The organism is Streptomyces spirodelae (assembly GCF_017676385.1).
Classification (GTDB): domain Bacteria; phylum Actinomycetota; class Actinomycetes; order Streptomycetales; family Streptomycetaceae; genus Streptomyces; species Streptomyces spirodelae.
The window spans coordinates 45,041-70,449 of the sequence record NZ_JAFFZN010000032.1 but is presented as its reverse complement, the minus strand read 5'-3'; the positions used below and the strand labels follow the sequence as shown (position 1 = coordinate 70,449).

The window sequence follows — 25,409 nt, the reverse complement described above, 5'->3', positions numbered from 1 at the left end:
ACTCCGCCGCGGCTAGCGGGCGATGTCGGTCTTGACCCGCGTGTTCGGGCATGCGGCGGCACGCTTGCCGAGGGCGTTCTTCTCCGCCTGGTCGAGGGCCAGCTGCCACCGGGTCTTCGTCGCCACCCAGTCCGAGAGGTACTGACACGACGCGGACGCCGCGGGCACCCACCAGCCGGCGGGGTCCTTGTCGGCCTTCTGCCGGTTCTCCCTCGCAGTCACCGCCACGAGCGACCGGGGCGAGTCGAGATCGTTGGCGTAGCGTTCCCGCTTCTTCGCGTCCCAGGCGGAGGCTCCAGAGTCCCAGGCCTCGGCGAGGGGCACCATGTGGTCGATGTCCAGCCCGCGCGGGTTGTCGGTGGTCTTGGCGTCGTAGTAGCTGAACCACTCGCCGTCCGTGAGCGAGCAGCCCGGCCCGACCCTCGGCTCCTCGGTGGCCTCCTCAATGAGGACTTCCTGCCTCGTATTGCAGCCGTCCCGGTCCGTATCGACCCAGTGCCTGAACTTGCTGCGCTTGTAGCCGGCGCGGCTCTCCTTCTCCACAGGCAGGGCCTCGATGGCCTGCACCACCGGAAGGTCGACAGCCTGCCGGCCCGATGCCGGTTCGGCCACCGCAGGAGCAGCGGCGGTGAGGAGGGGAAAGGCCAGTGCGGCGGCCGTCAGACCGCGAACCATGTTGATCACGACGGCATTGTTGGCGCAGCACGAGGCTGCGAGGCTTCTGTGTTGTGCCAAACCACCCGATGGAGCGGACAGCTCCGGGTCGCCGGGAAGCCCGCACCGGCTTCCGGAGATGCGGGTGCGGGTTGTGGCCGGGTCATCCGCAGTCGTTGCGGTTGATGCGCAGGGAGCGGGTCTGGTCGTTGAGGTTGTAGCCGCGCAGGTCGTGGATGGAGCCGCCGCTCTTGCCCACACACCCACCGTCCGGCGAAGCTGCGCTTCTGGTAGACGCGGGCGGTGCGGCCGGAGTTGTTGCGGATCGAACTGCCGCGGTCCCGGATCGCGGTGGGCAGGTCCTTCACGCTGCCGTCGACAGCGCGCCTCACCCACGGCTGGCCGCCGAAATTGATGTCCGGGTAGATGCACACATAGCCGTTCGGGCAGTCGATCACGGCTGAGGCGGGGGCCGCCGGTGCGGCAGCGGGCGCCGCGGCGGCCAGCAGGCCGCGGGAGATGTTGTTCACCCGCCGCATTCAAGCGGCGCAACCGCTCCGCTCACGGTGGCCCGAAGACCAAACCACCCGATCCGGGGTGCCCGGATGCCCGAACCCCCGAGGAGGTTCCCCCGCGCGGAAGGCCGCGCTCCTGGGAAGGGGACGACGGGCTGGGTGCCGGGCCTTATATGACCCGACGTAGTCTCCAGGAGCAAGGGCAGGGGCAGATGAAGAGGGGTTGGGTGTGGCCGAAGAGGCGGAGAGCGGCACAGAGGCACGGGGTGAGTCGGAAGCGTGGGAGGCCCCGGACCAGGTGAATTCCTGGTCCCGGTTCCTGGCCGGGCTGGCTCTGGCTGCGGTGGTCACCGTGGTCGTCATGGTGTGTGTTCCGCTCAAGGAGGAGGGAGCCCACGCACCCTGTGGGCCGACCATCGCTCCCGAAGACCCCTACCTCCACACCGTCGAGTGCAACACCCGGCACATCCGCCAACTCGGATACGCCGGCCTCCTCCTGGCCGGCGCACTCGGCTGCGGCACCGTCAGTTTCCTGCTGCGCATCGAGCGACGCCCACCAGAACGGTCCTGCGCCCACCACGAAGAGCCGGATACGTGACTGCACGTGCGCACCCTGCGGGACCAAGGTCTGCGACCGGGCAGAGAAGGCACAGCCCCTCCGAAGTCCAGCAGCTCGTCCTGAGGCACTGCTCGCCGTACACACTGGCGATTCACCTCGACGGTGGGGAACGCAGAGACGCGCGGTACCGACAGGCAGTTGCCGCCTACCAGGACCAGCTCGCCGAGAAGCGTCACCGCAAGGACGACGAAGAGCGACGGCAGGCCCTCAAAGCCGTGTCCTGACGCCGTAGGCCCGAGGCGGCGGTGTGGTTGCTGGGCTGTAGGTCACGTGAGGGCCGTGCCGGACATAGTCGGCACGGCCCCTCGGCCCCGTCTGACTGGTTCAGTCGCCGGTTCTTCGGGTGCGGTTGGCGGGTGGTCGAGCAGGGTGGAGTCGGGCGTGTGTTCGCCCTCCTTCACAACCGCCGTGGTCTCGTCTTCCATTTTCGCTTCGGGGAGCGTTGGGCTCTGGGGGCAAGAGCAGGATTGACATCGTGATGGCGCGTGGCCAGGGCAGGGCCGCAGCGGAGGGTGGGTGCCAGCTCGTCCCAGGGTCGCGTTACCTCGGCTCGGGCGGGAACCGGTATCCATCGCGAGTTTTGCCCAGGAGAGTGGTGGAGCAGCGGTCGCGCGGGCAGGCGCGTTTGCACGGGGCTGGTGAGGGTCTGCGCTGGCGGTACTGGCCTTTCTCCCCCGGCGGTGCGATACGGGGAGCGGGTCTTCAGCCTGGCGGCGGGCACTGTCCAGAACGCGCTGGTAGCGGACACCGACCGGTGGGAGCCTTCGGTGACGAATCCAGCTATGAGCATCGCGAATGTGAAGGTCTTGCCTCCGGGGACAGTCGGGACAAGGCGCGTTGTTCGCGCCTTGAGCGCTGGCAGAGGTGGGTTCCGACGGCGGTGGATCTCTTCGAGAGCCTCTGCCCAGGGGCCTGTGGCTGGAGGGGGCAACGTCGGCTGCGTGTCAGCGTACTCACGCCATCGGTACCTCGGCGGCCGCTGCGTTGGCTGAGGGGCCTTGCCCGATCCCCGACCGGTACCCGGCTTGCGGTTTGCGGCTTGCATGCGTTCGCGATGGGCGGCCACTTTGCAACGGTCCGAGCAGTACAGGCGTGTCCGGCCCCGGGCAGCTTGGGTGAACGGCGGCGCGGTGCAGCCGGCGCGTGCGCACCGGTGTACTGGCAGATTCTCGGCTGCCGCCCAGACCTCGGGCGAATGCCTGGGTCCATGCCGGTCCCGCAGTTCTTGGTGGAGCTGGTGCGCGCGCTTGGAGCGTCGCAGTCGGTCCAGCAGGTGGGAGAGCAACATCTCCGTCATGCTGGTGGACAGTCCGTGCTGACGGGCTAGCTGGGCGATGGGCGCGCCGTTCAGGCGGTCGAGCAGCAGCTGCCGTTCGCGGGGATTGAGTAACGCACGCAGCTCGCGTCCGAGCACATCCTCGCCGGCGTGACGCCCGACGGGGTCCATGTCCGGCCCGTAGAAGCCTCCTCGACGTTTCTGTCTCACTGGCCTGCTCCTTCGGCGCCCGGTACGGCATCCTGCCGCGCGGTGCCATCAGCTGAGGGGCGCTGGCTGGTGCCCTCGTTGGGTGTGCCGGGCAGCACCGTGCGCAGCCTCAGCCGTAGGGCGGTGAGCAGGTCCGTGAGGGTCCGACCACTGGTTTTCAGCATCTCGGGGACATCTTCCGGCAGGGCTCGGTTGAGGGCCTGCTCGGTGATGCGTTTGTAGCTCACGATGGCCAGGCAACAGACGCAGGCAAGGGCCGTGATCAGCACGGCCAGCAACAGCACGAGGTTCGACACCGGCAGCTCCTTCTCCGTAAACGCCGATGGCCCCCGACACCAGCGGTGTCGGGGGCCATCGGGACAACAAAAAACCCCGCCGAGAGCGGGGTGGTAGTCGGGTAGACGGGTCCCGACCGCTCCTCAATGTAGCGCCCTTCGCCCCTGGTTCGGAACGGAGATTGACGCTCCCTCGCGTTTCCGCAGGCCAGAGCCTTCTCTTTGAGCGGTGCTCCTGCGGACCTGAGAGAAGAATTTCGTTACAGGGCCCGTGGCCGGGTTCTGTGCAGACCTCCGTCGGTGTTGCTCAGCCGCCACATGAGCGCCCGGTCCCATGGGCCGTAGCCATGTCCCCCCACCGGCCGTAAGCGCCATTCCCGCCGCACCGAGCCGGGAATGTCACTGCTCACCGAGAGGTGGTGTCAACATGGGACAGGGCCGGGGCTGCTCGCCTGGCTTGGCTGCTCGCCGGGAGCGCCGGATGGGAGAAGCCGCACCGTCGCGCAGCTGGCCGTCCTCCCGAGCCTCTTGCGGGCTCACGCCACAGGGACCGAGAGCAGCACCAGCACGGCGAACCGCCACCCGCCGGACGCTGGATGGCAGCCGCTGCCCGTGGCTGTGAGCCGCACGACCAGGAGCGCCATACCAGGCCCCAAGCGGCATCCGGGCTGCAGCGGTGCCTCTTGGTGTGCAGCTTCTTTCGGCCAACCGTGCCCTTAGGGGTCCACGAGCGCAGTCCAGTGGGCACGGGCAGGGAGTGCCCCTCAACGCTGGCGCGCGTGCTTCTCGTCTCGGATCTGGGCCGGGTCGTGGTTGGGCCGAATGCGGGAACTGGCCGGAAAGCCCACGTCGCTGTCGCGTTGCGCGCGTTCCTCAAACGTGGAGCGCGCGGCCAAGGGGGCCGCTGTGGCTGGAGGAGATTCGTTTCGTGGGCAGGAAGAAGCAGGGCAGGCCGGGTCGTCGGCGTCAGGGGGTCTACACACTGCAACAGTTGCAGCCTCCCGGCTACGACGAGTGGATCAAGTTCGGCTCCCACACCACTCCTGGTGCTGCCGCCAGCGATCCTCGCCTCGGGGAGGAGGCAGTCGGCCTCATGCAGCGTCTCACACGCCTGCGTCCCCTCTACCGGGGCCCCATCCCCATGCAGGCCGTGCGGCTCGACATGGCCCTCGACACGGGCGCCCTCGCCGTCAGCTGCGACAGCGAGGGCAAGGACGCGGCGCTTGTTCCCATCGAGGAACTCGCGACCGGGATGGGCGTCGCTTCTGCCGACGGTGACGTCCGGGAGAGTGTCCACCGGCTCCACGCTGTTGGTGCCCTGCTGGTTGAGGACGCCGGTGACGATGTGCCGCTGGTCCGGATCGTCAGCCAGCCGCCGCGCAGGCCCGGCGATCGGTGGATCTTCCACGGAAGTCCGGAGGACATGCTCGTGCGGAAGACCTGCGTTCCCGCACAGCCCGACGATCTGGCACCCGACGAGTTCGCCGCGCTGGCCTTCATCAGGTGCCACATGTCCCGGGGCACCGAGGCCACCGCTGAGGACTTCGCTCAGCACGAGGGCATCGGCTCTGTCGAGAAGGCCCGCGAACTGTTCGCGGCCGTTGCCGAGCTGACCGAGGTGAAAGGCTGCTCAGCCTGCCCTTCCGCGCACCTGTGCACCCGCCCCACGACAGCCGGAGCGCCGCAGTGACCGGACAGCTTGTTGTGCTGCGTGGGCGTTTGTGGGTCAACGCCAGTGGTGACGCCCACTTCCGGCAGTGCGTCGCCCGCACTCGGAAGGGTGGCCGCTGCCAGAACCCGATCGAGTACGGGCAGGTTATGGGCTTCCGTGAATTCCAACTCGGTCCGGCTGGGTACGTCTATGCGTACGGCTGCTACGGGCCGCACGGGGCTGTTGATGACGACCGGTGGCTTGCCCAGCACTGCACGCTGCACGACACACCGGACGTCGTCGACTGCGAGACGCCCGAGCTCCGCCGGTTCGACATCATCCGCGACTCTTCCTTCATCAAGCCGTACCGCGTGGACGCCGCCTACGACGGCACGGCGGCAGTGGACTGCGACCCACCCGGCGTTGCTGCGAAGCCGCCAGCCGTGAGGCCGGTTGGCCCCGTTGGGGTCAACGGGGCCAACCGGCAGCCCATCAGGTGACCGGACCGGAAGGCAGGACGCGGTTCAGGTACTCCTCAAGAATCTCCTTGTCCAACTTGCCGTCCCAGACCAGGGCCCGGCGCAGGGCCTGGCCGGTGACGCTGGCGGGGATCTGCCACCGGTTGTGGGCCTCGCGCAGGATGTCGCCGATGGTGGCCTGGGCGTGGGCAGGGTGGTGGCGGATGAACCAGTCGAGCATCTTGGCGATGGGGGTGAGAAGGGGGAGATCGAAAGAGTCGATCCCCTCCTCGCCCTTCTGATTGCGGTGGCGTTCCACGCCGTCGGCGAACTCATCGAGCACGGCGTGCCGGATGGTAGCGCTGATCGGCTCGGTGGGCACGATGTCCTCCAGGCTGACGGCCACGTCCCGCGCGAGGACATCGGCGATCTCCTGCACCGACTCCTTGTTGCGGTGGCGCAGCACCCACCGCTTGCGCCAGTCCGGCCTCTCCCACAGGGCGTACGCGAAGTCCTTCGCGAAGCGCTCGCGCACCTGGGCAGCACCGGGCGACAGCTTCAGCGGGTCCCCGGCGGACATGGCGTCCTCCACCCCTTCCCACGAGCGGCGGCGCGCTTCCGCCCAGTCCCGGGCGACCGGCTTGGACCACTGCGCACGGCCGCTGACGGTGGCCTGGGGCAGTGGCACGCTGCTTTCTCCGCGGGAGATGTAGCCGCGCAGGGTGGAGGCGCCGATCTCGGCGAGCGCCGCCATCTCCGGCACCCCGATCAGCTGATCGCCTGCCAGTTCGGGACAGGAGAGGTTCACCACGCAGGCGTCCAGCGAGCGGGTGTCCTTGCGCTGCATCCGCTGCTGCGCCCACAGCGCAAGGTGATCGAGCCAGATGCCTGGTGCCGGCGCCTCCGGGTCGAAGGAGGCGACCTTCGCCACGTAGGCGCGGTCCAGGTCGACGCTTCCGTCGAGCAGGTCGGCCGCCGTGACTGTGACCGCGGCTTTGGCCGGACGGCGTTCGTAGTCCTCCGAGACGGGGTCCCAGATCTGCCCCGGCCGGTACCAGGTCTTCCCGTCCCACCAGTAGCCGCCGGCCCGGAAGAGCAGGGGGTCGCCCCACCAGGCCGTGTGCATGGGAGAGATGTCCTTGTCGTGCATCAGGAGCACGGTGCGGCCGTGCTCGGGGTGGTAGCGCACCACCCAGCCAAGGTCATGGTTGAGCGGGTCGGTGGTGAAGGCCCGCCAGCTCCCGTTGGAGCGGTCCTTGTCGAAGCGGCCCCACATGCCGTGGCCCACGTTCCGGCCCACGGCCTCGATCGCGGCAGGGCCGTCGTCCAGCGGGATATGGGAGTCGTCCGCGAACGGCAAGTCCGGCACCGGGTGGTCGGTTCGCAGGCCGTTCGCCACCGGACGGAGTCGGTACACCAAGCTGCTGCCCTCTTCCCCTCCTTGGCGCTGTGTTCTTCTACAACGCCTATGTATTCTCTTTTACAGCACTTGCACCCTGTCCGGTACAGCGTTTTCCAGCCAACCTGAGCCCACCTTGCTCCGGATGATGAGGGCCAGGCCGAGGTACATCGGAAGGCGACCTGCGCGAACGCGGCCGTAAGGGCGGGTTCGCAGGAAGCAAGGAAGGAAATTCCCTCCCTTCGGCACCGCCGTGTCGGCTTGGTCTACGGAACGCTGGGCCTACAGGGGCGGCGTGGCAATCAAGGGAAACAGCTGGTTCGACAGCAACAGCACCGCACAGTACGAGCGCCTCCGGGGAGTGACCGTTCTGCCCCCGCCAGGTACGGCGTGACGACTGGGCTGTGATCCATGGCCATGCCGTCGGCCTCTCTGTCGAGGGGCTGGGGCAGACCTGGTTCTTCTTCGAGGACCTGCCGCCCGCGGCCGCGTTCGGACCGCGCGACGCGCATGTCCGCGGGAATCAGCGGCTGGGGTGTCTACTCCGCCGCCAGTGAGGTCCGCTTCGACCACGTGAACTGTCGCGACGTACGCACTTTGCACATCCAGCCGGCTACCGAGCGCGCACGGCCTCACGACAGTGTCCTGTCCGAGTGGATCGCCGGGTGCAATCCCCGCTCAGCGTATTGGGATTCATCCCGCGCCGACAGGGCCCGCAGCATCACGCGCGCAGCGACGCCCGGCTCGGACGCGGTGCCTGGCTTATGGCCCCGCTGACCGAGCTGGTCCCTGAACCAACACGGGACGAGGGGATGCACCTTGCCGCGAGTACGCCTGACGCAGCCTGACAAAAGCACGAAGATGGTGACCGTCTTCAAAGTGTGGGCAGAGCACGAAGACGGAACTCGCTGCCCACGCACTGGCGCGCGGGAAAACACAAGCAGCGCCCGCTGGATCCAAAGTGCCCTGGCCGGTGGCGGTACGTGGCCAAGTGCCGCTCCTGCGGTTGGAAGACGGCGGGGCGAACCTATGCGCCGGTGAAGAACAACAGTCGGCTGCACGCCCAGTTTTGCGACGACCAGAAGCCACCTGTGCTCACCGCCCAGGAGTGGTGCCAACTGCTGCGCCGACACAAACCCGGCACCACCGATCGCCGAGAACCGGACAGTCCATGGTTCACCTGGCCGGAGGACTTCACGCCCCCATAGGCTCCCGGGCAGGCCAACGGAGGGAAGCTGATGACGAAGGCAGTGTGGGAGCGGGCGGCGGATCTCATTATCGACGGGTGAGGGTGGCGCGATGTCGCCCGCACCGGCGGCGGCGCCCTCAGTGAGCAGATCCGCGTCATTCACGAACCGGAGGGGCGCTGGCCGGGCATCACCGGCTCGCTCTTCCACGGCAGCGTCACGCTGTTTGCCGGCCGCATCAAGGACGACGGCTCGTACGGCGACCCAGAGGCCAGCAGCGAGCAGGTATACGGCCTCGATGGCGAGCAGCTGGTCGCCGCGGCTTCCGGGGAAAGGTCAGGGCTCCTCATCGCCCGGGGACGGCGAGCTCGAGGGCGAGGAAGACCACTCGGTGCGAGCGGGCCGCTCCAGCCGGACCCGGTGCGGCGTCCACGCCTCCACGACATCCAGCTCTAGCGGCGGGGGCGGCACCTCGCCCAGGACCCTGTCCCGGTCCGACAGCTCCTGCGCCCGGTCGGTCCACCACAATGCCCAGGCCCACAGGGCCGACGCGTACAGCTCCACGGGTCCCGCATCACGCGGCTCGGCGGCCTGCATGGTGACCGTGTAGCCGGCGCCCTCGTCACCCAGGCCCGGAGACCGGGTACGCAGACCCACCACCGCTGTACCGCGGTCGACGACCACTCCTACCGCGCGGGCGGCAGGGTGGGTGGCGAGCAGCGTGTCGACGCGCAGTTCGGGCGGTTCGGGCGGCTCCGCGCGGGAGGCCAGCACGCTGGCCGACTGCATGAACCGCAGCCGGTCACGGCCTGCGTCCTCCCATTCCTCGCGCAGCCCGCCGTGCCCTGTCTCGGGTTCTCCGCGCGGGGGGCGGGGTGCGTAGTGCCGCCACAGCCTCTCGTCCATCACCGCCAGGTGCAGCCGCAGCCCCGACGGCTCCTCCCACTCGGGCGGTATCCGGTCCAGGACCGGATACCGGGTCAGATGGACCGCCGGCACCTCGCCACCGTCAAGGACGTGGGCGTCAACCCGGGCCTGAGGCGGCGGAATGTGCGGGTAGGCGGCGAACAGCGGGTGCAGCGTCACGCCCCTGATTGTCCCAGCGGGACGGTCTCCAGCACCTCCCAGGTGATGCGCCGCCGGTCATGCGACTGCGCCACCAGCGTCAACGCACTGGCCCGCAGCACCACTTCCCCTCGCCCGTGGTCCGAGAGCCACGCCTTCATCTGGGCGCGGTCGGCGGCCGCGGCCCGCGCTGTGCCGTAGGCGAGGGTGACATGCGGGTGGTAGGTCTTCGGGATCAGCGGCCACCGGTCCCCTACCACCGCGCGTGTGGCCTGCCACGTCTCCTCCCACAAGCGCCGCGCCGGAGGCCCGGGCCGCCCCACGCACTCCACGGCCGTCGAGCCGATGGTGGGAAGCGCGAACGTGACGTCGAACGGCTCGATGTCGGCAGCCGCCTTCCGCACCCGCTCGGTGATACCGGCGAGTTCCTGGGCGGTCGCCTCCGTGTGGGGGCCGGAGTGCAGCACGGTCATGTGCACCCACTCCGGCTCCACCGGCTCAAGACCAGGACGGTGCGTCAGTCCTTCATACGACTCCGTCAGACACCGCCGCACCTCCTCGGTGTCGAACAGCGCGTGCCAGTGCAGATCAGCCCGTCCGGCCGGCCAGGCGTGCACGCGGCTCTCCACCGCGGCGAAGAAGTCCTCCACAGGCCCCCCAGTTGACTTCCGCTCCTCAGAGAAAGCCCAGTCTCACGCACCCCACCTGTCAGCCGCCCTGCTGGCTTCTCACCGGCAACGGACTTCCCGCTGAACCATCTCGTGAGCCGAGCCTGGGTGGGCGGGTGATTATCACGGCGTGATAATCACCCGCCCACAGCGTCAAAAGGGCTGTCTGAAGAGCGCGCCGTCTGCACCTCCACCGCGAGGAGTCAGTATGGTGACGCCATGCCCTCTCCTTACCCTGACGGGGACCGGGAAAAGGTAGCGTCCAAGCTGCCGCCGGCCCTCCAGCAAGAGCTGAAAGTTCGATGCGCCGAACTGAGCCTGGACATCCAGGACGCCGTTGAGGCCGCCGTGACGAACTGGCGAGCCCGGCCCACACCCGGCCCGGAGATCGAGACCGCAGGCTCGAAGTCGTTCTCCACATGGCTTCCGACCGGGCTCTATGACGACTTCAAGGCGACCTGTGGCGAGCGCGGCGTCTCCTACATCCAGGGCCTCGCTCAGAGCATAAGAGCCTGGCTTGAGGACAACCCCTCGCCGGCGGATGCCAATCGGTCGGCTGAGCCTCGCCGCATCGTCACCGCGAATCAGAAGGGCGGCGTCGGGAAGACCTCGGTCTCCTTGGGGATCGCCCAGTCCTACGCCGAGCACGACGAGGACGGCGCCGCTGCCCTTCGCCGGTTCATCGAGTCACTGTCGTTCGGGGACCTGAAGCGCGTCGAGAAGACGAAGGCGGGTCTGCTGAAGCAGCTCGAGAAGCTGACAGTCGGCGGGCAACGTGTGCTGGTCGTGGACTACGACCCTCAGAGTCACCTGAGTGACCAGCTCGGCATTCCGCAGATCCCACCGGGTCAGGAGAGCCTGGTCACCCACATGGTCGGTGACCCTGACGGTGACCTCCACGACCTGATCGTGACACTGGACGATCCTCGGTTCCACCGGCGCCTGGACGTCCTGCCCGGCGCGTACGACGGTTTCCTCCTCGACTCGAAGCTGGCTTTGACGGCGGCACAGTCGCGAGGCTTCCAGAAGGAAGTGGCCCTCGAACGCGCCCTGCGGCCCGCTGAGGGCGACTACGACGTAATCGTCATCGACTGCCCGCCCAGCCTGGGCCTGGCGATGGATGCCGGCCTCTACTACGCACGGCGCCGAAGGAACGAGAAGAAGGGCCGGTCGGGTGTGGTCATCCCGGTGCAGGCTGAGGACTCGTCGGCCACCGCGTACAGCATGCTCGTCAACCAGGTCGAGGATCTGTGCAAGGACCTCAGCCTGGAGATCGACTATCTGGGCCTGGTGGTCAACCAGTACGACTCGCGGCGCGGGTTCGTCGCGACGTCGTCGTTGGCGCAGTGGAACAGCCTCGGCGACCAGCAGGTCCTGGCGGTCCTGGACGACCTCAAGGAGCAGCGCGAAGCAGTCCGTCTCAAGCAGCCACTTCTGGCGTACGCGCCGGAGAGCAAGCAAGCCAACACCATGCGGATGATCGCGATGGGGGTAGTCAGTGAGTAAGGCAGACAAGCTGGGAGGCAGTGCCGCCTTCGGCAGCGCCGCTACCGCCCGCAGCTCTCGCCGTGGCCTGATCGACGAAACCATCCAGGGCAAGGCGGCGACCGCCGCGATCACTGATCTTCCCGTCACCGTGATCAGCGAGAACCCGGACAACCCTCGCAACCACCTGCGCAATCTCGAGGAGACCGTGGAGTCGGTCCGGGAGATTGGGGTGGTGGTGCCCATCGTGGTCGCCACTGCGGACGCCTATCTGCGGGAGAGGCCCGAGCGTAGCGGTGATCTCGATGAAGGCGCTCAGTATGTCGTGGTCGACGGGCACCGTCGTCTTGAGGCAGCGCGCCGGGCGGGTCTTGCCACTATCGCGGTGCGGGTGGACGACGGCCGGGTCAGCACGGACGAGGCGCTGCTGGAGGCCGCGTTCGTCGCGAACTACCACCGCGATGACATGACCGACATCGAGGAGGCCCACGCGCTCAAGCAACTGGTGGACTACTACGGGTCTCAGACCAAGGCAGCGAGACGCGTGGGGCTGCCACAAGCCACGATCTCCAGCAAGCTGTCCCTGTTGAAGCTCACCCCCGAGTTGCAGAAGGACCTGATGACCGGGACTCGGAGGGTCGAGCACGTTCGCAACCTCGGCAAGCTACCTCCCGACGAGCAGAAGGCGAGAGCTGATGAGCGGGCCGAGGCAGCGCGTCGTAAGGCCGGGGGGAGGAAGACGGCGGCCAGCGGCGGCGACGTCGAGAACACGGGCGAGAGCGGCTCGGCGAATTATCACGGCGTGATAATTGCGCAGTCGGAACCTTCACCAGCCGAGTCCGGCTCCGCGGCGTCACCTGAGCAGCAGGTGCCTCCGCCCCGTCGTGACGACGGTGGGGAACCTGTCGTGGTCTCTTGGGAGGACCCTCATGCGGTTCTCGGTGTACTGCTGTCCCGGATGCCACGTCCGAGTCGGCTGAAGCTGACAAGCCTGCTGCTGGAGGTCAACACCGAGGAATCCGAAGCTCAGAGCAGGGGGTAGCTGCTGCCCATTCACACGTCGGCGTCCCCGGCTATGGTCCTGATCTCGTGCCGAGGGAGAGAACGGCGGCCGCTCGTGGGAACAGACCCTCGTGCCAATAGACCTGTCGGCTGGACTTTCATCTGCATCAAGGCACAAAACACGTAAGGCCCGTGCTCCCCGGCGTGGCAGAGAGACACGGACCTTCGTGCTGTCTGGACGTGTGCGTCAGGCTGCGGCCGGGAGGCGGCCTGGCGGCGGTCCCGCTCGCGGTCTTGTTCGGCGACAATGCCGACCCAGCCGGGGCCGAGCCGCTCGATCAACTCGCGGCGCAGCTGGGTGCACTGGGTTCGGGTGGTGGCTGCCCATGCCCCGACGGGGGTGAGTTCGGGGTTGGCGAGCGGCCACTTCAGGCAGCCGTCCACGGGCGGGCAGGCGGAACAGGCGCGGCGGGCCTTGGCGAGGGCCTTTTTGCGCTCGCGGCTTGCGGTGATGTCTTCGGCGGCGAACAGGGCCGGTTCGGTCCGGCAGCGCGTGCGGGTGGGGATGTGGGGGCACGGGATGCGGGGATCTGCCTCGGGGAAAGGGGGCGTGTAGGTAGGGGCTCATGGAGGGGGTCCTCCTGAGATGTGAAGAGGCCCGCACAGCAGGGCAGGGGAGTGCCGTGGTGCGGGCAGGGGAGCAGGGGCGTCAGGCGCAGTCGCTGTGGGTGCGGTGGGGTCGGCCGGAGACGAACCGGACCACGCTGCGCTCCAGCGGCTCGGGCCGAGAGGGGTGCTGGCGGTGGCCGGTCACCGCTGCAGGTGGGGCAGTTGCTGGAGCATCTGGTCGACCAGGTGCCCGGTGGGCCGCCATGGTCCGAGCTGCCCGCGCGCCGGGATCGGCAGGGCGAGGGCCTGGACGTCGCTGATCTCCAGATGTCACGCCCTGGGCTGCGCCCACTCGGTGCAGGGTGGGGCACCGTCCGGGTCCTGATGGCAGCCGGTCAGCCGGGCGACGCCGATCACGGCGCCGGTCGTCAGCTCGCGGCCGCGAATCGTGCGGGCGTTCAGCGGCACGCGCAGGGCGGGCCGGTCGGTTTGCTGGCTCGCGTGCAGCAGCAGCCAGCCGCGTCACGACCATGCCTGGGGTCTGTTCTCGATCGTTCTCGATGGTCTTGGCTCCGGCGAGGAGGCAGGCGGCATGCGGCTGCTTGACGCTGATGCCGCGGATCCAGTCGCCCGCTGGCGGAAGGGGCGCGGTGCTCATGCCGCTCGCCCCCATCCGGCCGTGCCCGGCCTGCCCGCGCGGCGCCCGTTCACAGATGGCGTGGCGGCGTGTGCAGCGGTCGCCAGGACCGCGCGGCCGGAGTGCTTCCCGTGGTACAGGGCTGCGTCGGCCGCCCTGTGCAGGCGCGTCAGGTCGCGTGCGCCGATCCTGTCCGGGGACGCAGCTCCGACCGAGGCGGCGACGTTCACGGTGCGGCCATCGTCCAGGACGACCGGTGTGTGCAGCATCCGGACCAGGTGCTCCAGGCGCTGCTCGCGACGGTCGGCGGGCAGGTCCAGGGCCACGGCGAACTCATCGCCTCCGAGGCGGCCGGCCGCTGCGCGCGGGCCTGCCCAGGCCGTGAGCTGGACCGCGGTCGCCGCGAGGACGGCGTCCCCGGCCGGATGGCCCAGCATGTCGTTGACGGCCTTGAAGTCGTCCTGGTCGACCAGAACGACGGTGGTGTCGTTGCCGTGGCGGCGCAGGATCTGCCGGGCTCGGGCCGTGTAGGTATCGCGTCGCAGGAGACCGGTAAGCGGGTCGCGCTTGGCGGCGGCGAGGCGTCGGTGCAGGGCGAGAGCGTGCACTGTCCAGCCGATCAGCGGCACAGCGGCGGTGGTCAGTAAGAGGGTGTGCTGTCCGAGTCGGGCCTGCTGGCGCAGGAATGACGCCATACTGGGGTCCTCCGTTTCGTCTTGGACGGGATGGGTGGACCCGGGGCGGTCGACAGGGTTACCAGGCCGATGACGGCCGTCCCGGGGCGGAACACGGCGCGAGGGCGCTCTGGCTGCTCCAGTCGGCGAGAGCTCATGACAAGAGGCAGCCCGTTGAGGGGAACTTCGTTTGCGTGCGGGTCACGGAGCACGTGCTTCCGAGTTATCCGGCCCGCTGTCGGGGTCTGTTTTGAGTCCGGCCGAGCGCATGCCGGAAAGCTTGTTGTGAGAAACCACCTGTAGTGAGAAATCTGCAAGATTCTGGGACAGACTTACCGGCTCTTCCTCTGATTTCACCCCCCGTGGTTGACTGGTCGCTTCCAGCGATGCGTAGGGTGGCCGTCAGACTCGGCCTGGGTGCCACTCACCAGCGCGGTCGAGAAGCGCCAGTGTGAGGGGGGGTTGTAGTGAGTTCCGGAGATTCCGACGAGCAGATGCAGTTGGCCCGCGCGGAGCCCGCTCGTCCAGGCACACGACCGGGGACGCTGGCGAGTTCCGCACATGACAAGAAGCAGGCCGCCAAGTTCATGCGGGAGCACCTGTTGCCGGACACTCTGGCTGCCAGCCGCATGGCTGAAGGCGGAGGCAAGGTGGTGCCTAAATTTGTCACCCCCCAGGCCCCTGGTGTGGAGGCATTGGAACCGGATACGGGCCTGGAAGGGCTTTCAGGGTGGGGGACAGCAGCTGGGCTGTCGGAGGCCATGTCCGTATGGCAGTTGCAGGTGAAGCGGCTGAGGGCCCAGCTCGAGGGGGAGCTGCAGGCACTCGTGGGAACGAAGAAGCTCCTCACCGGTCAGGACCTCGCTCAAGGGCAGCGAATCTCCACCACGACGCAGGCTGGCCCCATGGACGTGAGGAGGCCGCCCAGCCAGCTCGACCAGTACTGACTTCCGGGGGGAACCATGCCGCTCACTTACCAGGACGTGATCACAGCTGACCTCTCACCCATAGTGGATGTGGCCAAAGCCTGGGAGGACATGGGAGAGCGCTTCGGTGAGCTGAAGGGCGACTACTCCAAGCGCGTCCCGCGCGCCTTGGCCAATGGCAACTGGCAGGGGGAGGCATTCGAGGCGCATCAACGCAACACTTCTGCAGCATCGCTGTTCGAGTTCTCCGCAGCCAAGACGGAAGCCTTGGCGATCGGCAGCCTTTTGCGGAAGGGGCACGCGGAGCTCGTTCGGCTACGGAAAGTGGTCAAGAACCTTGTCGACGACGCGGAGGAGAAGCACTACAAGGTCGACAGCTCGGGCAAAGTCACCTACGTAGGGGCTGACCAGCACGAGAAGCAAGCTCTTCGCAACGACCCTACCTACGCCGCCGCACAGCAAGAGGCGGAGCAGGATTGGACCAGGAAGATCGCCAAGGCTGTGCAGGCCGTCGACAAAGCCGACCAGAAGATCAAGCGTGCGCTGATCCGAGCGGTTGAGGATCTCTCCTTGGACGGCCGTGGCATTGGTGGTTTCAACGCTCATCCGGAGACCGACCTGGACAAAGCCGGGATGCCGGAAGAGACCTGCACAAGGACCGACGGGTGGGTCTCAAAGGGGAAGCACACCGTCACCGGCCCTGACATCGGCTTCTCTGCCACAGGCCCGGGCTACGGCAGAGAGGGCATGCTCAAGGGGTATGTCGACTTCGTGCACGCGACCAGTGAGGGGTCTCTGACGCGGGAAGAGACGAAGCTGTCCCACATTGCAGACGGTTATGCGGGAGTTCGCGGCACTGTGAGCGGCGGAATCACCGACCAGGGCCTGGATGCAAAGGGTGAGGTGTCCGGCGGAGGGCGGGGCTTGGCTGAGGGCCGCGTCGAGTCAGATGTCGCGGGTACCTACGGGCGCTTGCACGGATTCGCCGGCGGCGAAGCCGCGCTCAAGGGAGGAGCTGGTTTCGACGGGGTGAGCGCCAGCCGCGAGGCCTTCGCAGGGGTGAAAGGCGGTGGTGCTGCGGGCGTGGAAGCCGGGGGCATCAGTATCGGCGCGACGGGGGAAGCATGGGCAGGGGCTGGAGCAGAGGCCGATTTCGAGTGGGAAAGAAACGAGAACGGCAAGTTGCGCATCTACGCCAAGGGAGGCGCAGCCATACCCTTCGGTGGCGCTGCGGGCATGGAGATTACTATCGATCCAGGCAGAGTTGCTGACACTGCTGCGGACGCGGCCGACGCAGTGGGCGACACTGTCGGGTCACTCAAGAACACCGTCACCAGTCTGTTCTGAAGTGTGAGGAAGAGAGCGACTCCCAAGTGCCCTCAGAACTACCGGTGCCCCTCGAGTTCACCCTTCCGCACGGCTGGCAGCCAGCCGCCCCCGAACAGGTGGGCGCACCCGACGTGGCCTTCGTCGCCCTGCACCCTCAGCCTGATGCAGGCTTCACCGCGAACATCACCATCGATGGTGCATACCGGTCGGACACTGCCTCGCTGGCCGACCTCGCCGAAGCGTCGTACCACCGCATGCAGGAACTTGCCGAGACAGTGACAGTGACCAGCCGCAACGAGGTCGGCTCCGGTGAAGCGCCTGGTCTGACGCAGCAGCTCGTCTTCTCCGCCGTCACCGATGGCCGTCGGAGGCAGCTGGTCCAGACCCAGGTGTATTTGTCCATGCCGGATTCCGAAGATCTCCGCAAGCGCGCGGTGATTCAGCTGGCTGTCACCGCAACAGTCACACAGTATGAATCAGTTGCCGGTGATTTCGGCGCGCTCGTGCGTACTGTCCAGCCCAGCTCCGCCGCATCTTCGTAGATGCTGCAGCGTTCCAGCAGATTCTGTCCCTACCGCCAGGCAGTCAAGAGATAGAGGAAATGGGCTTTTTCGCAAGATTCACCGGCACGAAACGACCGGCCCGAGGAGTCCCCACGCAGTCACCCGAGGACCTGCGAGCCAGGCTCCTCGGCCTCAACGGGCCCGACATCCCCTACGTCGTACGCGATGGCTCTTCAGAAGCCGTCGACCTCATCGCTGAATGGCGGCTCATGGAGCCAGCCTGGCAGGGAGTCTTCAGAAAGCGCCAGCTGAGCCGCAACCTCGAGATCCGAATGCGCTTCGACCCGGACCGCCACGAAGTACGGGTCCTTGAACAACAGTGGGAAATCACCTGGGTCGATGACAGGCCCGTGGCAAAGAAGTACGGTCGCGGACCAGGAGAAACGTGGTCACGAGAGTGGATCATCGGGCGAAAGAAGACAGGCGGTTGGGAGATCACCGAAACGTTCCGCTTTGACAGCTCTGAGATGAAGAACCCACTGCAGAATACGGTGCTCGCAGCGGGGTGGGTCTGGCGGGGAGTGCCACTCGGCAAGCTGTGACTCCCTCCACCCACGGGAGACACGCCAGCAAGATAGGTGGTCAACGGATGAGACACCCAGCCTGAAGAGGTGCCGCTGCTAGCTGAGCTGCCAAGCTGCGATAACGCTACCGGGGGGAAATACTCTTCAGAGCCATTCGTCTACGCCATCGGCGGCCCTGACGGCCCGGGCGGCGCACCCCACTGCGGCGGGGGGACCATCCTGGCAGCAACGCGACTGCGATACCGACCACGTCGGACAGCAGTCACGACCGTGATGCCTACCCCTGCAGCAACCGCAGCGAAAATCAGGCCAATAGCCGCAAAAACCGCACCCACGGTGGCCCCCACCTGCGGCTTCTCACCTACGGCGAACTCCGCTTGTCTTTCCGAGGTGCACGTGAGCGTGAACTCCCCGCTGCTACCGGGCTTCACCTCAAAGACCCGCTCCCAGGTACGAGACCCAGAAGTAACCCGAAACGTGCTGTCCGGTTGGCTCAACGATCCAGACTCCATCTCCGGGATCCGACAGTCGACCCGCCCTTTCCCAGACTGGGAGACATAGATCGCCTTGGCCTCCCCGGCAGTGAACCTGACACTCTGAGAACCGCCGCTGGGGAAGCTTCGGTCGCTGTCGACCGAATTCACAGCGCCCTTGGCTGCCACGACGATGACGGTGACACCACTGCCCGCCAAAACAAGCGCGAGTACGGCAGCGACGACAAACCAGACCCGCCGGGGCCTCACGTCCTTCGCCGGGATGTTCGGCAGAGGCGGTAGCCCGCCGTACGGCGTTCCGCCGGAGGTCCCTGTAGTCACGATGCCGCATCCTATCGGGACGGCCTGTGACGCTGGAAGTGGGGCGAAACCTCGGTCTCGCCGTGGAAGCTTCGGGCCATGACCACTCACTTTGCGGCCGGCTGGGAGCGCGTAGGCCGAAGCCCAGGGCACGGAAGTCGCCGGGGCTGACCATCTCTCCGCGAGGTGTTGGTGCACCAGATGACCCGTACAGAACGGGTCGAGCTGACGAAGTTGCTGATCAACGTCAATACCGAGGAAAGCACAGATCACCAGGCATAGCGATCCTCGGCCTGCGCGCCTTGCTCCACCGGGGGAGCCAACGCACTCTGGGGGTGTTGTCCGCGGACAACACCCCCAGGCGCTCCTCGCAGTGTGAGTGTCCCGCATGACTGCAGCGGCTTGTGGAGCTGACCGAGCTGCATCCCCATTGGGGGAGTCGAGTGAAGCAGAGTGCCGGAGGGTGCGGAGTTGAAGCATCTGGGCCCAGAAACGCAAAAAGCCCCGCCACCGGAACGCGGCCGGAGCGGGGCTTCATGGTGGAGCAGGTGTCATGGCGCCCAAATCGCGGGTGCGCCCGTGTCGGGGCTGGGGGTGCTGGCAGCGGTCACGTGCTCACCTCCTCGACGGCGGCGGCCAGGAGCGCCACAACGTCAGCCTCGTACGGGTCAGCGAACAGCTGGTGGTCGCTGACGTCGAACGGCGCCTACCGCGCGGAGACGCGGTACCCGGGCACGAGGGTGGTCTCGCGTCCGTCCAGGGCGGCGGTGAGCCGGTCGTAGTCCTGCTGGGCGTGCCGGGTCTGGGTGTAGGGGCCGAGGCGCAGCATGGTGAAGCCGTCGAGGCTGTCGTCGCGTTTGCGGGCCTCGATGTAGAGGGCGTAGTGGGCGGGTTCCATGCCGATGTCGTCGGGCAGGGGGAGGTTCGCGGCGGCGTGGGTGAGCATCGCGTAGCCGGGCTGCCAGAGGCCGAGGATGGCGGTGGTCTCGCAGCGCAGCCAGCCGCGGTTGGTGTAGCCGAGCTGGCGGCCGTGGAGGTAGGCGCCGGCGTGCGGGGTGTCGGGGTGGACCAGGGCCACGGCGATCACGTCGGGGCCGTGGTCGTCGCCGGGGCGGGGGTACACGCGTTCCACGAACGGGCCGACCCGGACGGCCAGGTCCTGGCCGTGGCCGGGCGTCCAGGGCTTCGGTTCGCGCATGGCGGCGAGCATCGCACGGAACACGTCGACGACGGCCTGGTCCTCGGGGGTGATGGCGCCGGGAGCGAGGCCGCAGCGGCGGAAAGAGGGATGCCTCATCGGGTGGGCTCCTGTTCGGGGATTGCCGTCGAAAAGTCCGGACTCAGGTAGCGGGCAGCAATGTTCACGAAATCGTCGTGCGCTTCCTTCGCGGCTTCGCGGGCTGCGGTCAGGTCCTCGGTGGTGGCGTACGCGTCCCGGATCGCGTAGGTCAGCGTGATCATGCGGTCGGCGGCGGCGCGCACGGTCTGGTCCTCGATGAGGACGCGCAGGGCGACCAGCGGGCGGGTGACCGCGCTGCGGGTCATGTGGCTCTCGCCGCGCAGGGCCTCGATCCGCTCGGTGTCGGCGCCATTGAGGATGGCGTCGCCGCGCATCCACATAGCCGTGCGGTGGTCGCTGGCGGCGCAGGCCAGCGCGGTGACGGCCTCCAGACGGTCGCGGCGGATCGTCTCGCCGTGGCTGACGCGCACCGACCGTTCAGCGGCGCGCTCCTGGAAGCGGCCGCTGACGATCGAGCCGAGCAGGGTGCCGACGATGGCAAGGGCGGCGGTGACAAGGGTGGGTAACACGCAGGGGCTCCTCGGAGTGCTGGTGAAGGGCCGAGACCGAGGGAAGCGCCGCGCCCCCGGCCTGTCGGTCGGGGGCGCGGCGCTGTGGTGTCTCGGGCTGGTATGTCAGGAGGCCGTGGCCGCGCGGAGGATGTCGGCGTGGTCGAACGCCAGGCGCTCCGGCAGGTTGTCCAGGGGCCACCAGCGGGCGGTGCGGGCATCGTCCCCGGCGCTGATCCGGGTGTTGGCGGGGACGACGGCCGCGTAGGCGTCAGTGCTGTACCTGCCGCGCGGGTCGCGGCCGGGCTTGTTCCAGGTGCCGATCTCGCGCAGGTCGTCGGCGACCACGTGGACACCGGTTTCCTCAGCGAGTTCCCGGGCGGCAGCCTCGCGCCTCGACTCTCCCGGGTCGACGTGGCCACCCGGCAAAGCCCAGGCGCCCTCGTAGGGCGGCCAGTCGCGCTCGATCAGCAAGACCGTGCCGTCGGGGATCAGGGCCACCACGTCGGCGGTGTAGTGGATGGTCTCGGTCTCGGTCATGTGCACCTCTCGGTCGGGTGGGCTAGTAGGTGGTGTCGGTGACTACGAGGAACTGGCCGCTGCCGAGGTCCATGACGACCCGGGCGTCGGTGTCCTGGGCGCGCTGGGCAGCGGCGTATTCGTCGGCGGGTCAGGAGCCGCAGGAGTGGCCGGCGGGGGACCGTTCGAGGAGGGTGCGCTGTGCGGGGGCGGCGGTCGTCATCGCGGGCCGCCGTTCTCGAAGTCGTCGATCAGGGTGCCGATCGCGTCGGGGCTGGCGGCCTCGCCGACCCAGCGGCCGGACGCGGTGAACACCGGCACGGCGTCGTGGCCGGCGTTGAAGACGACGACGTAGATCCCGTACCGCTCCAGCACGAGGTCGTAGAGCACGGGGGCCGGGGCGGCCTCGAGGACCTCCAGGGCGTCGACGGTGAAGTGAGCCGGGGCGTCGGGGTCCTCGGGCCGGGTGACGGTGCCGGTGAGGCGGAGCAGGTCGCCGGGCTGGATCTCGCGTAGCAGCACATCGGCGATGCGGGGGTCTCCGGTGGTGCAGGCGTACACGGTGTCCGGGGCGTCGGGTGCGATCCGGTCCGCGTCGGCGGGGGAGTGGATGAGGTCGAAGACGGCGGTGCCCCATCCGATGCCGGGCGCGGGGATCGCGTCGACGTAGCCGTCTATGGCGAGGTGCTGGGTTTCCATCAGTTCGCCTCCGCCAGGGTGGTGGTGCGATGGGCGGCGTCGGTGGCGCGGCGTTCCGTCAGCTCGGTGAGGTCGCTGCGGACGCGGGCGGCCCGGTTGCGGATGCTGGCGGCGGGGTGGTGCTCCGCCCACGCGAGCAGGGCCTCGATCCCGTCGGCGTCCATCGTGTCGCCGGGCAGCACGGCGGCCGTCTCCGGGGTGCCGGTACTGTCGTCCGTGTCCTGGATCGGGGCGGTGGTGGCTGCGGGGAGGTCGGCGTGCTTCACGGCTTCGGCGAGTTCGCCCTCCGACAGTCCGAGCGTGCTGCGGACGTGCTCGGGGCTGTCGCCGTTCTTGAGCATGGAGGCGGCCGTGGCAGTGAAGGCGTTGACGGCGGTCATGGAATCTCCAGTGGGGGTGTCAGGGCTGGCCAGGTGCGGAAGTAGGCGCACGAGGTCGTCTTCGGCGCTGGGCAGTCCGAGGGCGCCCAGCAGGCCCGCGAGGTCGTCCTTGTCGCGGGCGTTCCGGGCGACCACCAGGGAGGCAGCGCTGCTCTGGTCGCTGCCGAACGGGGAGAGTTCGAGAGCCTCGGTTTCGAGGGCCTCTTTCATGTCGGTGAACATCGACTGGCCCTCCTACGCAGCGGTCGTGCGGCGCTTGCGCTGGGCGATGTCCAGCAGCTCGCGGTTGCGCCGCTGCTGTTCGGGCGTGAGCGGGCGGGCCTTTGCGCCGTGTCGGTGCCACAGCGGGGAAGCGGGCGGCTCGGGGTAGGCGAGGGATCCTTCCGGGTGGCGGCGAGCTGCTTGTGCAGCGCGACCGCGTGGACCGCCCAGCCGGTCAACGGCAGGGCGGCGGTGGTCAGTAAGAGTGCGCGATGCCCGATTCGGGCCTGCACGCGCAGGACGGAGTCCATACTGGGGATCTCCCTCTCGTCTCGTACGGGTTGGGTAGGCCCGGGACAGGCGGTCGGTTTCCACGCCTGGACGCCTGTCCCGGGGCAGAGCTACAGCTCGTAGGTCTTGGAGTTGAGCCAGCTGTACGGGCTCCTCCAAGGGCCGCGGCGGGTCAGTCGAGCTCCCAGCCGGGCCGGTAGCCGCAGGCGCCCCAGCCGTCCGGGCGCCCGTGGGGAATCTCGAGTCCGACCTCCGCCGCGTCGCGTGCCGCGTCGTAGACCTCGTGTGCGATCCGTACGGCAGCGCTTCGGCTGTCGGCGCGGCCGGTGAAGACGCGCACGCCGCTCCGGCCGGGCTGACCGGTGCGGTGTATCGGGACGTCGACCTCGAAGTAGGGCAGAGGCATGACGTCCACCTCCTCTCGCTTCCGTGGTTGAGGAGCCACTGCGACCGTCCCGAGCCCGGCAGATGCGGGTCCGGGGCGGTACAGAGTGCGCTCACGCGGGGTGAGAGTCAGCCGGCCGTTGCGATGCCGTCGCGCAGGTGGGTCCGCGCCCAGGCCAGGAGCGAAGCCTGGTCGCTGTCCGTGCTGGTCAGTGCGTCCGTGAGGTAGCCGACGGCGCGGTCCAGGTCCTCGCTGGCGTCCTGCCAGTTGCTGAGGCTGGAGGAGCCGAGGACGTCGCGGATCCTTTCGACCAGGTCGATGAAAGCGTTCGGGGTGACACCGCGCGGAGCCTCGTCGCCGATGAGGGCGGCGAGGTCGGTGGCGAAGCAGTTGCGGAGCGCGGTGAAGGTGTCGGTCCTGGTCTGGACGGCCATGGTGGGCCTCCTTGTCAGAAGTCGAGCTGGATCGTGATGGGGATGCGGCGGTCGCCGTAGTCGCGGCGAGGGTTGTGGACGGTGCGGCGGTGGGCGGCGAGCCCGGCGCTCCCGCCCTGGATGGGCAGGTGGCAGTCCGGGCAGCCGTGGAACCAGTCGTCGCCGTCGGGGAGTTCGGTCGGGGTGAGCGGGTGCGGGTGCGGCCCGTCGTCGGCGCGGCTCACGCGTGAACCGCGTCCGCGTACTGGCCCTCCAGGTCGGCGCGAACCTCGGACGTCGTCCTGGAGGTCGTTATCGTCGGCCTCCTGGTCGACGTCGTCGGCGCCGCCGTGGGTGGTGCAGCGCACGTCTGGGTCGTTCATCAGGTCGCCGGTCAGGGCGCGCAGGAGGTCGGTCACGTTGTAGGCCGGCGCCCACGCCTGGCCTTCGCATTCGTCGTCGGCCGGACAGCCCACCAGGACGTCGAAGCCGATGTCGCCCGCCCCATCGACGTCGTTGCGCTGAGCGAGGACGATGCGGTCGGCTCCGAGGCGGATCTCTGCGACGCGGTCGCCGTCGGTGAGCGGCGAGCCGTCGCGCCAGCGCCACAGCGGCAGGATCTCGGGGGCGAAGGAGCGGCGCACCAGAAGCAGGTCGCCCAGGCCCTCGCCGCCGTCCCAGCCCAGTTCCGCCCGCCGGGTGTCGCTGAGCGGCTTGAGCATCGCTTCCAGGCCGTAGAGGTTCTCCGCGACGACGACGTGGTCGAACCCTTTGGCGGGCAGGCCGGACCAGGCGGCGACCATGGCGGCGTGCTGCGCGCGCACGGTCTGCTCGGGAACGCGCCGGTTCGCGGGTCGGCCTTTCTGGCGTTCGACGCACACGGAAGCCGGGGTCGGGACGACCAGCGCGACCGTGGGTACGCCGTGGCGGTGGGCGGTTGCGATCAGGTCGGCCCTCACGGCGGCCTCGGTGTTCGTCGCGTCGACCACCGTCATTTTCCGGCGGGCGAGGCGCGCCTCGAGGACGGCGCGCTCGCCGCCGCAGGACTCGGGAGCCAGGATCGTCAGCCGTCCGGGGCCGTCCCACTGGTCAGCCAGGTACTCGATGGCGGTGGGGCGCCAGGAGGGGACGGTCCCGGATCGCGGGGTGGGGCCGGCGAGGAACACCGACGGTCGGGAGGGGAGAGGCTCGCGAGCCATGACGAGGTCGACGGTAGTCACGGGCTCCGTTCTGGGTGGCGTACTGCGGGGTCCAGGGCAGGGACAGGCCGTCGCCCTTCTGGCGGGGCACGATGTGGACGTGACGGTGTTCTTCGCGGTGGAGGTGTCTCATGAGGCATCGCAAAGCGGCCGTCGACTTCACCTGCGAGGGTGAGTCGACGGCTGCGGGGAGGGGGTCAGCGTTCTGAGTTGGTCTCCTGATCGAGTGCATCGACGATGGAGACGATCGTCGCGAGGTCAGCCTCGACCTCTTCGACTGTGATAGTGGCCCGCCCTCTTCCACTGCGATCGCCGGTGTGGGCGATGAGGTTGCGTCGCTTCACGATCCGGTCGAGTTCGGTGGTCGATTGGCCGGTTGGGACTTTGCGGCGCTTGTCGATTCTGGTCATGAGCTTCTTCTCGCCGACCAGGCTGAATAGCTGTCCGATCTGAGCTGGTGCGGGACTGGCGCGCTGCCGTATTTCCAGTTCAACAACCTGTCGGAGTCCCCACGATTTCCTCTTGTATCGGTCTTCGATCGTGAGGTAGTCGCCGACCGTCATCGACAGTTCCAGAAGCCCGCTGGGCGGTGGGCTTGACTTGATGGCCTTGGTGTATCGCTCCATGACACGGTCTGCGCAGAAGGTCTCGACGGCGGCGCAGGCCGCGACGAGTGCCTGCCTCAGCAGTGGTCGCAGGTTGGGCTCGTCGAGCTTCTCCCGCAAGGCCGCATGTCCGGGTTTGAAGGTCACGAAGACACGGTCGTTCTCCAGACACTCAAGGTCTTCGCGGTGCTTTTTCGGAACGGAGAGGGCCTCGCCGAGCCGCTCCCTCATCTCGCGCCTCATCCGGTAGCGGCGCTGGTTCACCAAGGTCTTGGCAAGGTCGACGAGGATCTCCGCGTCTTCAATGTTCGCGTCGAATGCGGCGCGCGCGCTGGGCTTGGGGGGTGCCCCCACGAGACCTCCAGATACTCAGTCAGAAGGAAGGTCAGCTTCTCGCTTGGCCCGTCTG

Annotated in this window: 26 protein-coding genes and 2 pseudogenes; 9 read left to right on the top strand and 19 right to left on the bottom strand. The window is 68.2% G+C overall.

Features of this window, described 5'->3' with window-relative positions:
• Positions 1 to 12: 12 nt before the first annotated feature.
• Both JW592_RS27905 and JW592_RS33475 read right to left on the bottom strand, forming a co-directional pair.
• Positions 13 to 675: an HNH endonuclease family protein gene (locus JW592_RS27905; RefSeq protein WP_209268038.1), complete on the bottom strand. Its 663-nt coding sequence runs from the start codon at positions 673 to 675 to the stop codon at positions 13 to 15.
• Positions 676 to 971: 296 nt separating this feature from the next.
• A pseudogene (locus tag JW592_RS33475) lies at positions 972 to 1,193 on the bottom strand (peptidase inhibitor family I36 protein); the annotation flags it as partial.
• A 205-nt stretch (positions 1,194 to 1,398) separates the two neighbouring features.
• Between JW592_RS33475 and JW592_RS27895 the strand changes: the two are divergent.
• Positions 1,399 to 1,767, top strand: a complete 369-nt coding sequence (locus JW592_RS27895) for a hypothetical protein (RefSeq protein WP_209268014.1) — start codon at positions 1,399 to 1,401, stop codon at positions 1,765 to 1,767.
• Between the two features lie 1,503 nt (positions 1,768 to 3,270).
• Here the strand turns inward: JW592_RS27895 and JW592_RS27890 are convergent.
• Positions 3,271 to 3,570, bottom strand: coding sequence for a hypothetical protein (locus JW592_RS27890; RefSeq protein ID WP_209268013.1), 300 nt, complete (start codon positions 3,568 to 3,570; stop codon positions 3,271 to 3,273).
• Positions 3,571 to 4,477: 907 nt separating this feature from the next.
• On the opposite strand from JW592_RS27890, the gene JW592_RS27885 reads away from it, so the two are divergent.
• Positions 4,478 to 5,239: a hypothetical protein gene (locus tag JW592_RS27885; RefSeq protein WP_209268012.1), complete on the top strand. Its 762-nt coding sequence runs from the start codon at positions 4,478 to 4,480 to the stop codon at positions 5,237 to 5,239.
• Entirely contained in the window at positions 5,236 to 5,700 is a 465-nt protein-coding gene (locus tag JW592_RS27880) for a hypothetical protein (protein WP_229376978.1), read from the top strand. Before JW592_RS27885 ends, JW592_RS27880 begins: the two co-directional genes overlap by 4 nt.
• On the opposite strand, the gene JW592_RS27875 is transcribed toward JW592_RS27880, so the two are convergent.
• The 3 genes from JW592_RS27875 to JW592_RS27865 form a co-directional block, all read right to left on the bottom strand.
• Positions 5,693 to 7,075: a hypothetical protein gene (locus JW592_RS27875; RefSeq protein ID WP_307805575.1), complete on the bottom strand. Its 1,383-nt coding sequence runs from the start codon at positions 7,073 to 7,075 to the stop codon at positions 5,693 to 5,695. The genes JW592_RS27880 and JW592_RS27875 overlap by 8 nt on opposite strands.
• 1,505 nt (positions 7,076 to 8,580) lie before the next feature.
• Complete coding sequence (locus JW592_RS27870; RefSeq protein ID WP_209268010.1) at positions 8,581 to 9,330, bottom strand: hypothetical protein; 750 nt, start codon at positions 9,328 to 9,330, stop codon at positions 8,581 to 8,583.
• Complete coding sequence (locus JW592_RS27865; protein ID WP_209268009.1) at positions 9,327 to 9,959, bottom strand: 2'-5' RNA ligase family protein; 633 nt, start codon at positions 9,957 to 9,959, stop codon at positions 9,327 to 9,329. Before JW592_RS27865 ends, JW592_RS27870 begins: the two co-directional genes overlap by 4 nt.
• 237 nt (positions 9,960 to 10,196) lie before the next feature.
• Here JW592_RS27865 and JW592_RS27860 point away from each other — a divergent pair, with 237 nt between their 5' ends.
• Entirely contained in the window at positions 10,197 to 11,483 is a 1,287-nt protein-coding gene (locus tag JW592_RS27860) for a ParA family protein (RefSeq protein ID WP_209268008.1), read from the top strand.
• Positions 11,476 to 12,504 (top strand): ParB/RepB/Spo0J family partition protein, encoded by a 1,029-nt coding sequence (locus JW592_RS27855; protein ID WP_209268007.1) that lies wholly within the window; start codon positions 11,476 to 11,478, stop codon positions 12,502 to 12,504. Before JW592_RS27860 ends, JW592_RS27855 begins: the two co-directional genes overlap by 8 nt.
• A gap of 11 nt (positions 12,505 to 12,515) precedes the next feature.
• Here JW592_RS27855 and JW592_RS33000 read toward each other — a convergent pair whose 3' ends face one another.
• The 3 genes from JW592_RS33000 to JW592_RS27845 all read right to left on the bottom strand — a co-directional run bounded on the left by JW592_RS33000 (position 12,516) and on the right by JW592_RS27845 (position 14,405).
• Complete coding sequence (locus JW592_RS33000; RefSeq protein ID WP_307805574.1) at positions 12,516 to 13,031, bottom strand: WhiB family transcriptional regulator; 516 nt, start codon at positions 13,029 to 13,031, stop codon at positions 12,516 to 12,518.
• Between the two features lie 372 nt (positions 13,032 to 13,403).
• Positions 13,404 to 13,541 carry a hypothetical protein gene (locus tag JW592_RS33705; protein ID WP_443742766.1) on the bottom strand — a complete coding sequence of 46 codons (138 nt, stop codon included), beginning with the start codon at positions 13,539 to 13,541 and terminating at the stop codon, positions 13,404 to 13,406.
• Positions 13,542 to 13,727: 186 nt separating this feature from the next.
• A complete protein-coding gene (locus JW592_RS27845; RefSeq protein ID WP_209268006.1) occupies positions 13,728 to 14,405 on the bottom strand; it encodes a GGDEF domain-containing protein in 678 nt (225 codons plus the stop codon).
• 446 nt (positions 14,406 to 14,851) lie between these two features.
• On the opposite strand from JW592_RS27845, the gene JW592_RS27840 reads away from it, so the two are divergent.
• Genes JW592_RS27840 through JW592_RS27825 form a run of 4 tightly spaced genes read left to right on the top strand, consistent with a single transcriptional unit; the run spans position 14,852 to position 17,744 of the window.
• On the top strand, positions 14,852 to 15,331 hold the full coding sequence (locus tag JW592_RS27840; RefSeq protein WP_209268005.1) for a cupredoxin domain-containing protein: 480 nt from the start codon (positions 14,852 to 14,854) through the stop codon (positions 15,329 to 15,331).
• A gap of 15 nt (positions 15,332 to 15,346) precedes the next feature.
• On the top strand, positions 15,347 to 16,657 hold the full coding sequence (locus tag JW592_RS27835; protein WP_209268004.1) for a hypothetical protein: 1,311 nt from the start codon (positions 15,347 to 15,349) through the stop codon (positions 16,655 to 16,657).
• A gap of 44 nt (positions 16,658 to 16,701) precedes the next feature.
• Positions 16,702 to 17,181, top strand: a complete 480-nt coding sequence (locus JW592_RS27830) for a hypothetical protein (protein ID WP_307805573.1) — start codon at positions 16,702 to 16,704, stop codon at positions 17,179 to 17,181.
• Between the two features lie 59 nt (positions 17,182 to 17,240).
• Positions 17,241 to 17,744 (top strand): hypothetical protein, encoded by a 504-nt coding sequence (locus JW592_RS27825; protein WP_209268002.1) that lies wholly within the window; start codon positions 17,241 to 17,243, stop codon positions 17,742 to 17,744.
• 1,482 nt (positions 17,745 to 19,226) lie between these two features.
• Here JW592_RS27825 and JW592_RS27820 read toward each other — a convergent pair.
• The 10 genes and pseudogenes from JW592_RS27820 to JW592_RS27775 all read right to left on the bottom strand — a co-directional run bounded on the left by JW592_RS27820 (position 19,227) and on the right by JW592_RS27775 (position 25,354).
• Positions 19,227 to 19,817 (bottom strand): hypothetical protein, encoded by a 591-nt coding sequence (locus JW592_RS27820; protein ID WP_229376977.1) that lies wholly within the window; start codon positions 19,815 to 19,817, stop codon positions 19,227 to 19,229.
• Positions 19,814 to 20,329, bottom strand: a complete 516-nt coding sequence (gene kilB / locus JW592_RS27815; protein WP_209268001.1) for a plasmid transfer protein KilB — start codon at positions 20,327 to 20,329, stop codon at positions 19,814 to 19,816. The genes JW592_RS27820 and kilB overlap by 4 nt, the downstream gene beginning before the upstream one ends.
• Before the next feature lie 105 nt (positions 20,330 to 20,434).
• On the bottom strand, positions 20,435 to 20,848 hold the full coding sequence (locus JW592_RS27810) for an NUDIX domain-containing protein (protein ID WP_209268000.1): 414 nt from the start codon (positions 20,846 to 20,848) through the stop codon (positions 20,435 to 20,437).
• 22 nt (positions 20,849 to 20,870) lie between these two features.
• Positions 20,871 to 20,966: pseudogene (locus tag JW592_RS33725) on the bottom strand (DUF8839 family protein); the annotation flags it as partial.
• Positions 20,967 to 21,046: 80 nt separating this feature from the next.
• The gene (locus JW592_RS27805; protein WP_209267999.1) at positions 21,047 to 21,526 is read right to left on the bottom strand and encodes a hypothetical protein; all 480 of its coding nucleotides are present in this window, start codon (positions 21,524 to 21,526) and stop codon (positions 21,047 to 21,049) included.
• Positions 21,526 to 22,128, bottom strand: coding sequence for a hypothetical protein (locus JW592_RS27800; protein WP_229376976.1), 603 nt, complete (start codon positions 22,126 to 22,128; stop codon positions 21,526 to 21,528). The genes JW592_RS27805 and JW592_RS27800 overlap by 1 nt, the downstream gene beginning before the upstream one ends.
• A gap of 442 nt (positions 22,129 to 22,570) precedes the next feature.
• Positions 22,571 to 22,804, bottom strand: coding sequence for a hypothetical protein (locus JW592_RS27795; RefSeq protein ID WP_229376975.1), 234 nt, complete (start codon positions 22,802 to 22,804; stop codon positions 22,571 to 22,573).
• Between the two features lie 107 nt (positions 22,805 to 22,911).
• The gene (locus JW592_RS27790) at positions 22,912 to 23,217 is read right to left on the bottom strand and encodes a hypothetical protein (RefSeq protein WP_209267998.1); all 306 of its coding nucleotides are present in this window, start codon (positions 23,215 to 23,217) and stop codon (positions 22,912 to 22,914) included.
• 14 nt (positions 23,218 to 23,231) lie between these two features.
• On the bottom strand, positions 23,232 to 24,395 hold the full coding sequence (locus JW592_RS27780; protein ID WP_229376974.1) for an ATP-binding protein: 1,164 nt from the start codon (positions 24,393 to 24,395) through the stop codon (positions 23,232 to 23,234).
• A 197-nt stretch (positions 24,396 to 24,592) separates the two neighbouring features.
• The gene (locus JW592_RS27775) at positions 24,593 to 25,354 is read right to left on the bottom strand and encodes a HEPN domain-containing protein (protein WP_209267996.1); all 762 of its coding nucleotides are present in this window, start codon (positions 25,352 to 25,354) and stop codon (positions 24,593 to 24,595) included.
• Positions 25,355 to 25,409: the final 55 nt, after the last annotated feature.

Coding starts and splice junctions, on each gene's coding strand:
- JW592_RS27905 (WP_209268038.1), bottom strand. CDS start 675: ATGGTTCGCGGTCTGACGGCCGCCGCACTGGCCTTTCCCCTCCTCACC.
- JW592_RS27860 (WP_209268008.1), top strand. CDS start 10,197: ATGCCCTCTCCTTACCCTGACGGGGACCGGGAAAAGGTAGCGTCCAAG.
- JW592_RS27845 (WP_209268006.1), bottom strand. CDS start 14,405: ATGGCGTCATTCCTGCGCCAGCAGGCCCGACTCGGACAGCACACCCTC.
- JW592_RS27835 (WP_209268004.1), top strand. CDS start 15,347: ATGCCGCTCACTTACCAGGACGTGATCACAGCTGACCTCTCACCCATA.
- JW592_RS27825 (WP_209268002.1), top strand. CDS start 17,241: ATGGGCTTTTTCGCAAGATTCACCGGCACGAAACGACCGGCCCGAGGA.
- JW592_RS27820 (WP_229376977.1), bottom strand. CDS start 19,817: ATGAGGCATCCCTCTTTCCGCCGCTGCGGCCTCGCTCCCGGCGCCATC.
- JW592_RS27810 (WP_209268000.1), bottom strand. CDS start 20,848: ATGACCGAGACCGAGACCATCCACTACACCGCCGACGTGGTGGCCCTG.
- JW592_RS27805 (WP_209267999.1), bottom strand. CDS start 21,526: ATGGAAACCCAGCACCTCGCCATAGACGGCTACGTCGACGCGATCCCC.
- JW592_RS27800 (WP_229376976.1), bottom strand. CDS start 22,128: ATGTTCACCGACATGAAAGAGGCCCTCGAAACCGAGGCTCTCGAACTC.
- JW592_RS27795 (WP_229376975.1), bottom strand. CDS start 22,804: ATGCCTCTGCCCTACTTCGAGGTCGACGTCCCGATACACCGCACCGGT.
- JW592_RS27790 (WP_209267998.1), bottom strand. CDS start 23,217: ATGGCCGTCCAGACCAGGACCGACACCTTCACCGCGCTCCGCAACTGC.
- JW592_RS27780 (WP_229376974.1), bottom strand. CDS start 24,395: ATGGCTCGCGAGCCTCTCCCCTCCCGACCGTCGGTGTTCCTCGCCGGC.